This is a genomic window from Bradyrhizobium sp., assembly GCF_049586575.1.
Taxonomy (GTDB): Bacteria; Pseudomonadota; Alphaproteobacteria; order Rhizobiales; family Xanthobacteraceae; genus Bradyrhizobium.
In genome coordinates, this window is record NZ_JBAVCF010000384.1 from 1 (window position 1) to 9,306 (window position 9,306).

8 protein-coding genes are annotated in these 9,306 nt (G+C 61.8%); 5 read left to right on the forward strand and 3 right to left on the reverse strand.

Going from position 1 to position 9,306, the window contains the following annotated elements:
* A partial coding sequence (locus tag WB528_RS15205; RefSeq protein WP_423889238.1) for a GlcG/HbpS family heme-binding protein occupies positions 1-221 on the forward strand: 221 nt, incomplete at its 5' end.
* Positions 222-364: 143 nt separating this feature from the next.
* Here WB528_RS15205 and WB528_RS15210 read toward each other — a convergent pair.
* The gene (locus tag WB528_RS15210; protein ID WP_423889239.1) at positions 365-1,852 is read right to left on the reverse strand and encodes an MBOAT family O-acyltransferase; all 1,488 of its coding nucleotides are present in this window, start codon (positions 1,850-1,852) and stop codon (positions 365-367) included.
* A 12-nt stretch (positions 1,853-1,864) separates the two neighbouring features.
* Positions 1,865-2,809, reverse strand: coding sequence for a hypothetical protein (locus tag WB528_RS15215; protein ID WP_423889240.1), 945 nt, complete (start codon positions 2,807-2,809; stop codon positions 1,865-1,867).
* 405 nt (positions 2,810-3,214) lie between these two features.
* Here WB528_RS15215 and WB528_RS15220 point away from each other — a divergent pair, with 405 nt between their 5' ends.
* The 3 genes from WB528_RS15220 (at position 3,215) to WB528_RS15230 (ending at position 7,855) form a co-directional block, all read left to right on the forward strand.
* A complete protein-coding gene (locus WB528_RS15220) occupies positions 3,215-5,170 on the forward strand; it encodes a carboxylesterase/lipase family protein (protein WP_423889241.1) in 1,956 nt (651 codons plus the stop codon).
* Between the two features lie 308 nt (positions 5,171-5,478).
* The gene (locus tag WB528_RS15225; RefSeq protein ID WP_423889242.1) at positions 5,479-7,194 is read left to right on the forward strand and encodes a pyrroloquinoline quinone-dependent dehydrogenase; all 1,716 of its coding nucleotides are present in this window, start codon (positions 5,479-5,481) and stop codon (positions 7,192-7,194) included.
* A gap of 79 nt (positions 7,195-7,273) precedes the next feature.
* Entirely contained in the window at positions 7,274-7,855 is a 582-nt protein-coding gene (locus WB528_RS15230) for a c-type cytochrome (protein ID WP_423889243.1), read from the forward strand.
* Between the two features lie 6 nt (positions 7,856-7,861).
* On the opposite strand, the gene WB528_RS15235 is transcribed toward WB528_RS15230, so the two are convergent.
* Positions 7,862-8,770, reverse strand: coding sequence for an ankyrin repeat domain-containing protein (locus WB528_RS15235; RefSeq protein ID WP_423889244.1), 909 nt, complete (start codon positions 8,768-8,770; stop codon positions 7,862-7,864).
* A 243-nt stretch (positions 8,771-9,013) separates the two neighbouring features.
* On the opposite strand from WB528_RS15235, the gene WB528_RS15240 reads away from it, so the two are divergent.
* The coding region (locus WB528_RS15240) for an SRPBCC family protein (protein ID WP_423889245.1) at positions 9,014-9,306 on the forward strand (293 nt) is incomplete at its 3' end.

Consider the following 9,306-nt stretch of genomic DNA (forward strand, 5'->3'; position numbering starts at 1 on the left):
CGCGAGCGTTGTCCCAGCGCGCGCAGGAGGAGGCTTATTTCGTCAGCGCCGTGAATACGCTCGCGCAAGGCCGTCTGGTGCCGGTGCCCGGCGGCGTCTTGATCCAGAACGGCAGCACGTTGCTCGGCGCGGTCGGCGTCAGCGGCGACACCTCCGACAATGACGAGATCTGCGCCATTGCCGGCATCGAGGCCGCGGGACTGAAAGCCAATCCGGGGTAGTGGCTTCGTAAAATCGAACCCGCGTCGTCATTGCGGAAGCGACACTCTCTCATTCGTCATGGCCGGGCAAAAGCGCGAAGTGCATCTTCGCGCCGGACGACCCGGCCATCCACGTCTTTCTCGCCGCGGTTGCGGCCCCGGTTTCAAAACTGGAAGTAAAGAAATTCCAGGCGCTGCCACATGCCGAACAGCGAACTTGAAAGCGCCAGTGCGGTGAATAGCGCCCATGCTGCATCAGGCCGCCATCGCACGAAGGCACCCGGTTCGGGCGCGCGGCGATATTCGCGATAGCCAAAGATTTGCGGGACGTTGGGCGACAAAAGCGCGATCCCGAGTGCCAGCGCTACGGCGCCTCCGCCGATCAGCCGTAGCTGCTCTTCGCCGACCAGAATCGGTAAATCCATCAAGCGCAGGATGCCGGGAGGTGCATAAGGCGAGCTACCGCCCTCGAATCCGAAGAGGCCGCCCAGCATCTGCCAGGCGCCCGCCATTGTCCTGGACCGGAAGAACACCCAGGCGACGACGACGGCAAAGAAGGTGAGTAACCAGGATAGCGTCCTGGCGATCAATCCCGACGCTTCCCCTCGCCATTCGCGCCAGAGATGATTGATGCCCAGATAGACGCCATGCAGGCCGCCCCAGACCAGAAAATTCCAGCCGGCGCCGTGCCAGAGACCGCCAAGCAGCATCGTCACCATTAGATTGATGTAGCGGCGTGTCTCGCCGAGCCGGTTGCCACCGAGCGGAATGTACAGGTAGTCGCGCAGGAAGCGCGAGAGCGTGATGTGCCAGCGCCGCCAGAATTCGACGACCGACGTTGCCCGATAGGGTGATCGAAAATTAACGGGCAAGCGGATGCCAAACAACAGCGCGAGCCCGATCGCCATGTCGGAATAGCCTGAGAAATCGAAATAGATTTGCAGCGTATAGGCCAGTGTCGCAAGCCACGCCCATGACGAGCCGACGGCGCCGCCGGCGTCGAGATGTGCGAACACCGGCGACACGAACTGGGCGAGGTTATCGGCGATTACCACTTTCTTGAACAGGCCGGCGGCGAAGATCGCCAGTCCCCGCGCTGCGAGCGCCGCGGAACGGGCGGTGCGGACCCGTTTGAACTGCGGAATCATTTCGGCGTGGTGAACCAGCGGCCCCGCGATCAGATGCGGGAAAAACGACACGAACAAAACGTAGCTGACGATGTCACGCTCGACTCTCGCCCCGCGCATGATGTCGACGAGATATGCAATCTGCTGGAACGTGAAGAATGAAATTCCGAGCGGCAGGACAACGCCGGCAAATGGCAGCGGCAGTCCACTCAGCGCGCTGACGGAATCGAGAATAAAGCCGGTATATTTGAAATAACAAAGCACTGCGAGATTGAGCACAACGCCAAACGTGCCGATGGCGCGGCGACGGAGCGGATCCTCCATCCACAAGCCAAACGTAAAATTCACCGCAATCGAGGCCATCAGCAGCAGCAAATAGATCGGCCGCCAGGCGCCATAGAAAAACAGCGAAGCGCCCGCCAGCACCAATATGCCGGCGCGCGGGGAATGACGGCGCGCCGCGGCGAACGCCAGCACCGTCGCGGGCAGGAACTGGAATATAAAAGTGTAGGAGCTGAACAACATCCGGCGGCTCAGCTATAGCCGAAGCTGGGCAACGAGATATCGCGTATAGATCGGAATGCCGGAAACATTGACGTGCATTTCGTCCGCGTAGTTCGACTGGCCGAGCCCGGGAACGGCTTGAATATTCAGAACGTCGAAACCGCAGCGGCGGCCCGTATCGATCACGAGCGCAGCATATTGATGGTCCTTTTCTCGCCATAACGGATCGTTGGCGCGGTCGTAGCGCGGCGCCCACGGCGGAACCACGACGGTCAGTTTGCGAACCAGCGGTACCATGTCACACAGCGCTGCTGTTTCGAAACGCGCCTTCGGACCCGATAAATTCCAGTTACCGTAGTGCGGGTGAGTGCCGATATCCTTTGGCCAACGATCGTCACGTTGCGAACCTTCAATGGTTGAAAGGCCGAAAGCGCGCGGCTGCGGTCCTCGTTCCGCAATGTGCTGTTCGGACGCAAGCCGGGCGTCGAACGCTTCGCGGACAAAGCGGAACAGCGTGCCGATGCGCAGCGGCAAGAAGGACGTCATCTGCTCGAAGACGCCGAGCCGGGCCGCGACGTCCAAAGGATAGACGGCGGCAGAGCGAACACCCTCGTTGAAGGTAAAGGGCGCGACGCTGATCACGACATGTGCCCGCTTGAACGACTCCGGCTGCTGGTGAATCGCTGCGAGCACGGCCAGCGGCTCGCCGGCATCATAAGCAATGTTCACCGCCGTGCCGACCGGCCGGCCGATCAGCTTTGCCACCAGTTCGGTATCGACCTGGTACTCGGTCCGGCTTTCACCTGCAAAAATCAGATCGGGCCGCGATTGCAGCAAGGGCAATTTAACCGCAAAGGCATGGGGAATATCGACGTGGATGCGGTCAGCGATCGAGAGCAGTCCTGCGAACGCCGCGATCCAAATCGTTCCGGTGAGAACGAGCGTGCGAGCGATCCAGCGCGCGGAACGGCCTCGCACGTCCGAGCGCCAGAACATTATCATCGGAAGTCCTAGATAGGCTTTGTCAGGCATCAGAAGGGGAACTTTGAAAAATATGAATGACCTGCTTCGGTCCACCTTGACTACTTCAGCGCGGAGCATGCTCTTTCTGCCCAACCAAGCGACGCGTTCTATTTTGATCGGGATACAACGTTCCTTTTGCAAATATAACATTTGCGAATTCCGTGACAGAGAATTTCTGTCGTCATTCCGCTACAGAGAATTTTCGTTGCCAAAATTCCCGCGGATTCGCTTGCGTGCAGATTGGATCGCCGCCATCCTCCCGTTGTCGGCAAGGCGCCGGCAATGGATGACCGACACCACCGAATGGTGGGCGGCTATAGGCCGGCAATGCCGGCCCTTACAAAAAGGGGAGGAAGGCCTATGAGAGAGCAGCTACGGCAGTTGCGGCTTGGCGTCATCGGCGCGATGAGCGTCGCTTGCATCCTGGCGACCACATCGGTGTCGCATGCGGTCACGCTGACCGCTCCCGTCGCCACCACGACCGGCACCTATGCGGGCATCATGAATCTCCAGGAACTACCGGGAGATCCGGCGACCGGAGTGAACGGATTCCTCGGCATCCGCTACGGCCAGCCGCCGCTCGGCACGTTGCGCTGGAAGCCGCCGCAGGCACCCAATCCCGGACAGGGATCGATCGTCGCGGGCGCTTTCGGCCACACCTGCACGCAGGGGCGCCCAACCGATAACGAGGATTGCCTGTTTCTCAATGTCTATACCCCGTCCAACGCCACACCGAGGTCCCACCTGCCGGTGTTCGTCTGGATTCATGGCGGCGCGCTCGTCAACGGCGCCGGCTCCGACTACGACCCGTCGGTGATGGTTGCCGACAACGACATCATCGTCGTCACGATCAACTACCGGCTCGGCAGCCTCGGCTTCCTTGCGGCCAGCGTGCTGGCGGCGACGCAGCCCAACGCCTTCCAGAACGTCGGCGACGCCGGCAACTACGGTTTCATGGACCAGCAATTCGCGTTGGCCTGGGTCCAGCGCAACATTGCGGCATTCGGCGGCGATCCGGACGCAGTGACGATCGGCGGTGAGTCAGCCGGCGGTCTTTCCGTCTCCTCGCAACTTGCCTCCACGAACACGGTCAGGAGCCTGACCGGTCGGCCGCTGTTCCGCGGCGCGATCATCGAGAGCGGCGCATACATGTATCACGACGTGCCATCGCTCGCGACTTACCAGACCCTGAGCAACACGTTCGCTCAGGACGACTGCGGCGGCACCGCGACGCTCGCCTGCCTCCAGGGACTGCCGGCAGCGCAACTCTTCGCGCATGAAGCGGTGTTCGGCGGCTTCGGCATTGCGCCCAATTTCGGCACGAAGATCCTGCCGCTTGACCTCCACACGGCCTTCTCGACCGGCCGGTTCAACCAGGTGCCGGTGCTCCAGGGCACCAACGCCAATGAGGGCCGGCTGTTCGAGCCCGCCTTCTTCCCCAGCGTGGTCACCGGTCCCAGCGGCACCCCTGCGACGATCGTCGCCGCCGGCGGCCCGGCGAGCTTCGATCTTCAGGTCCCGAACATTCTCTGTTCGACGCCGCCTTTCGCCGGCCAGCCGGCGACCTGCACCTACGCGCAGGAGATCGCCTTCTTCATGCAGACCCTCGTGACGGCGACACCGTCCAACCAGACCGCGACCTCGGCCTTCACTCAGGCGGTCGTCGCCGCTTCAGTGACCGCGTCAGGCAAATATCCGATCGCCAATTTCCACAACTTCGTTCCGCAGACAGGTTCAGGCCTCAACAACAACTTCGGCGGTGGCAATGTCGACGAGGCGCTCTCGCAGATCTTCACCGACTTCGTGTTCGCCTGTAACGGGTTCGATTCGAACAGCGACCTGTCGAGGCACGTCCCGGTGTTTGCCTACGAGTTCAACGACCCGAATGCCCCAAGCAAGGCCGGCGTCCCGGGTCCGGGGGCGAATGGCTCAGGCTTCACGACGGCTTCACAGCACGCAGCCGAACTCCAGTACATCTTTAACTTCGGCTCTGCGTTCAGCGCCGCGCAGGCAACGCTGGCGAGCGACATGAAGACCTATTGGGCCAACTTCGTGAAGACTGGCGATCCGAACGGCAGGGATGATCTCAAAATGCTGGTTAGCCTCAGGCCGCATGTCCAGCTACCGTTCTGGCCGCGCTTCAATCGGGACCGGGACGCCGACGGGGACGACCAGAGGGTTCAGTCCCTGACACCGCCGGGGCTGCTCACACCGCAAGGGCCTACTCCGTTCAACACATTCAGCAGCGCGCATTTCTGCGCGACCTGGCAGCCGCTGCTCACCTTCAACAACGGCAACGAGCCGCAGCAGCCCTGATTTGAACGCCAACTGGCGATCGACCGCCGCAAGGCGATCGATTGCCGGATCCCAGGAAGCCCTGCCTTACGGCAGGGCTTTTTTTGAGGTGCGCCTGCTCGGCGATAATTGCGCAAGCCTCGGCAAACAGGAGCGAATTCCTTCCGAGGACGCGTCAATTTCCTGACCATCGGCACTGCGGCTCTTCGCTATTGCAGCAAGCCGAACGGTATCTCCGGATCATTGACGGTGTACCTAACAATGAGCACTATTGCCGAACTTGCCCGTCATTCATTTCGCATCGTTACAAAAGAGCCATGGGGGAAATCATGAAGTACTTGAAAGGCCTTGCAGCCGGTTTCGCACTGCTCGGCAGTTTTGCGCTGTTGCAGGCGCCCGCGAGCGGACAGGAAGTCAAGCAGGAAGGAAAGTCGCAGATCGGCAACGCCAAGGTTGCGCCGGTCACCCAGCAGCAGCTCAACTCGGCCGACAAGAACTCCAAGGATTTTCTGCTTACCAACGGCAACTACGCCCAGACGCGTTTTTATCCCGCCAAGCAGATCAATCGCGACAACGTCAAGCACCTGCATGTCGCATGGATCTTCCAGACGGATGTCAAGGAATCGCTGGAAACGTCGCCGATCGTCGTCGATGGCGTAATGTACGTGACGACATCGTTCAGCCATGTCTACGCGCTCGATGCCAAGACCGGCCAGCAGCTCTGGCACTACAATCACAAGATGGGACCGATCACGACCTTCTGCTGCGGGCCGAACAACCGCGGCGTCCAGGTTCTCAACGACAAGGTCTATCTCGCGACGCTCGACGCCAAGCTGGTCGCGCTGAACGCCAGGACCGGCGAAGTGGTCTGGATGACCAACATTGCCGATCCCGAGCTAGGCTATAGCGAGACGATGGCGCCGACCGTGATCAAGGACAAGGTGCTGATCGGCACCAATGGCGGCGAATACGGCATCCGCGGTTTCGTGCGCGCCTATGACGCCAACACCGGCAAGCAGCTCTGGAATTTCAGCACCATTCCTGACAGCACCGTCGGCGTCTGGGCCACCAAGGACGCCACCGGCCGCGACATGCACCGCAACATCCAGGCCGAAAAGGATCAGCTCGCCAAGACCGGCGATCCCGCTGCCAAGCTCGGCGGCGGCGTGTGGCAGAACCCCTCGATCGACCTTGCCACCAACCGGATCTATTTCGTGGTCGGCAACCCGTCGCCCGACCTCGACGGTTCGATCCGGCCCGGCGACAATCTCTACACGGACTCGCTCGTCTCGCTCGACCTCGATACCGGCAAATACGTCTGCCACTTCCAGTATATCGCCCACGACGTATGGGACCTCGATGCGGTCAGCCCGACGGTGCTGGTCGACGTCAAGGACAAGAACGGCAAGACCATCCCCGGCGTCATCCATGCCGGCAAGACCGGTCATATCTACGTGCACAACCGCAAGGACTGCAGCCTGATCCGCTTCTCGGATGCGATGGTGGCGCAGGAGAACATGTGGACGCTTCCGACCAAGGAAGGCGCGCGCATGCTGCCCGGCGCCAATGGCGGCGTCGAATGGTCGCCGATCGCCACCGATCCGGGCCAGAGCCTCGCCTATGCCATCAACCTGCACCAGCCGATGACCTACCATGTCGAGAACTCGGCCTACCCGAACGGCAAGCTGTGGCTCGGCGGCGCGTTCAAGGTGATCCCGACCGAGCAACAGTCCGGCAACATCACCGCCGTCAACTACAACACCGGCAAGATCAAGTGGCAGGTCAAGACGCCGGAGCCGATGATCGGTGGCATTCTCGCCACCGCGGGCGGGCTGGTGTTCACCGGCGAAAGCAACGGCAAGTTCGCGGCTTATGATTCCTCGAACGGCAAGGAGTTGTGGAACTTCCACGCCGGCGCCGGTGTCAACGCTCCGCCGTCGAGCTATACGCTCGGCGACAAGCAATACATCGTGGTCGGCGCTGGCGGTAACGTCCAGGTCAACGCCAAGCGCGGCAACAACATCATCGCGTTCTCGCTCGATTAAAGGTGAGGCGTTCATCATCGACGACGGGCGGGACCGCTTGCGGTCCCGCTTCTTTTGGAAACGTGTGAAGGCTTAGTCGATGGGCGGCAGGCTTTATTCCGGGTTCGTTGGCGGCATCGTGGCTGCGACGGCGTTGGCGATCGCGCCGCTGCACGCGCAGACACTGGACCAGAAAGTCCAGATCTGCTCCGGCTGCCATGGCGAAAACGGCAAGCCGGTCGACAAGACGATTCCGAACATCTGGGGACAACAGGCCGGCTATCTCTATATCCAGCTCCGCGATTTCAAGCGTGGCGATCGCAAGAGCGAGATCATGCAGCCGATCGCCTCCGCCTTTGAACGGGACGACATGATGGCGATCGCCGAATACTTCTCGACGAAGCCGTGGCCGGATCTCGGCCAGCCGCGCGCGCCGAAAGATGTCGCGCAGCGTGCCCGGACCGCGGACGGCTCGGTCGGCTGCACCGGTTGTCATCTCGACCATTTCCAGGGCGACAGCACGGTGCCGCGTCTGGCCGGCCAGGGCCGCGACTATCTGGCGAAGACGATGGCGGACTTCCGCACCCGCGCCCGCGGCAACAACCCCGGCATGAGCGACCTGATGATCGCAACTTCAACCGACGACCTGACCGCGCTGGCGGAATATCTCGCGGGGCTATGAGGCGGCTCAGCGCGGCGTCAACGCCTCGCGCAGCGCCGACAGCGTGGTGAGATCGGCGGCGCGCTTGCCGGCCTTGTCGCGAAGGGATGGATCGGCGCCGCGCTTCAGCAGCAGTTGGGCGATCTCCGCGTGGTTGCCTTCGGCGGAGGTCATCAATGCCGTGCGCCCGCGGTCGTCCCGGTCATCGATGTGGGCGCCGGCATCGACGAGATAGGACACGACCTCCAGCGCCTGCGCCTCGGCGACGCTCTGGTCGGGGCCCGACGCCCACATCAAAAGCGTGAGGTCGTTGGCGTAGCGTGCATTCACGTCGACATTTAGCGCCAACAACTGCCGGACAATATCGAGGCTGCCGCTAGCGGCGGCATAGACGATCGGCGGCTTGCCGGTATCGTCTGCCGCTCGCCCGTCGGCTCCGTGCGCCAGCAGCATCCTGACGACCTGATTCCTGCCGGCAAACGCAGCGACCGCTACCGGCGAGGTGCCGCTTCGCCCCCTGAGATTGGTGTCGGCGCCTTTGTCGATAAGGCGCTGCACGACGGCGTTCTGGCCGCGTTCGGCGGCAACGTAAAGCGCGGTTGCGCCTGCAAGATCGCGCGCGTCGATCGGCGCACCTCGCTGCAGCAACAGATCGACCATCTCGAGATGGCCGGATCGCGCCGCGCGGCTGAGCGGCCGGACGCCTGCCCGATCCCGGGCATCCACCGAGGCCCCTTGGTCAAGCAACATCGTCGCAAGATCGATGCAGTTGCGATCGGCCGCCGCAAACAGCGTCGATGACACTTCAATCGCGCTCAATTGGGACTTGTTGGTTTCATAGCGGCGGGCCAGGTCGCGGCACCGCGCCGGGTCCGCCGCGAAGGCCGTGTGGCCGACGCCGAACAACAATGTCGCAACCAATGCAATGTGACGCAATCTGCCCCCTTCACTCGCTCTTTGGCCACCAGTCGTGCCAGCCGGCGCGAGCCGCCGTCCAATCCCGAGTTGATAACTGCGGTCGCGTTCCAGCTCAAGGCGGACACACGCGGGCTGCAAAATTTGAGCCCGGCGTACCCGAAGCCCCGCGGCAGCGGCAGGTAAAGTGAGACTTTCCACGTGACAAGTGTAAGATAATCCGATTAGAACATCTGCAAAAAGCAACATCGGGGGGAATATTTCATGCGTTACATCGTTCTTGCCGCGATAGCGGGGCTTGGCTTTTCGACCAGTTCCGCTCTCGCGCTGGATTCAAGCGTCAGGACGCCCTCATCCATGTCGGCAGACGCGCTATGGAAAAAAGTAGGCGACTTCTGCGGCATCGCCTCATGGCATCCTGCGATTGAGAAATGTGTCCTTAGCGCGGATGGCAAGCAGCGCACGCTTTCGTTAAAGGGAGGCGGAACCGTCGTCGAAGCGCTGGAGAACTGGGACAACGCCAATCACAGCTACAAGTACACCATCCTGTCCAGTCC

Coding starts and splice junctions, on each gene's coding strand:
- WB528_RS15210 (WP_423889239.1), bottom strand. CDS start 1,852: ATGTTGTTCAGCTCCTACACTTTTATATTCCAGTTCCTGCCCGCGACG.
- WB528_RS15220 (WP_423889241.1), top strand. CDS start 3,215: ATGAGAGAGCAGCTACGGCAGTTGCGGCTTGGCGTCATCGGCGCGATG.
- WB528_RS15225 (WP_423889242.1), top strand. CDS start 5,479: ATGAAGTACTTGAAAGGCCTTGCAGCCGGTTTCGCACTGCTCGGCAGT.
- WB528_RS15230 (WP_423889243.1), top strand. CDS start 7,274: ATGGGCGGCAGGCTTTATTCCGGGTTCGTTGGCGGCATCGTGGCTGCG.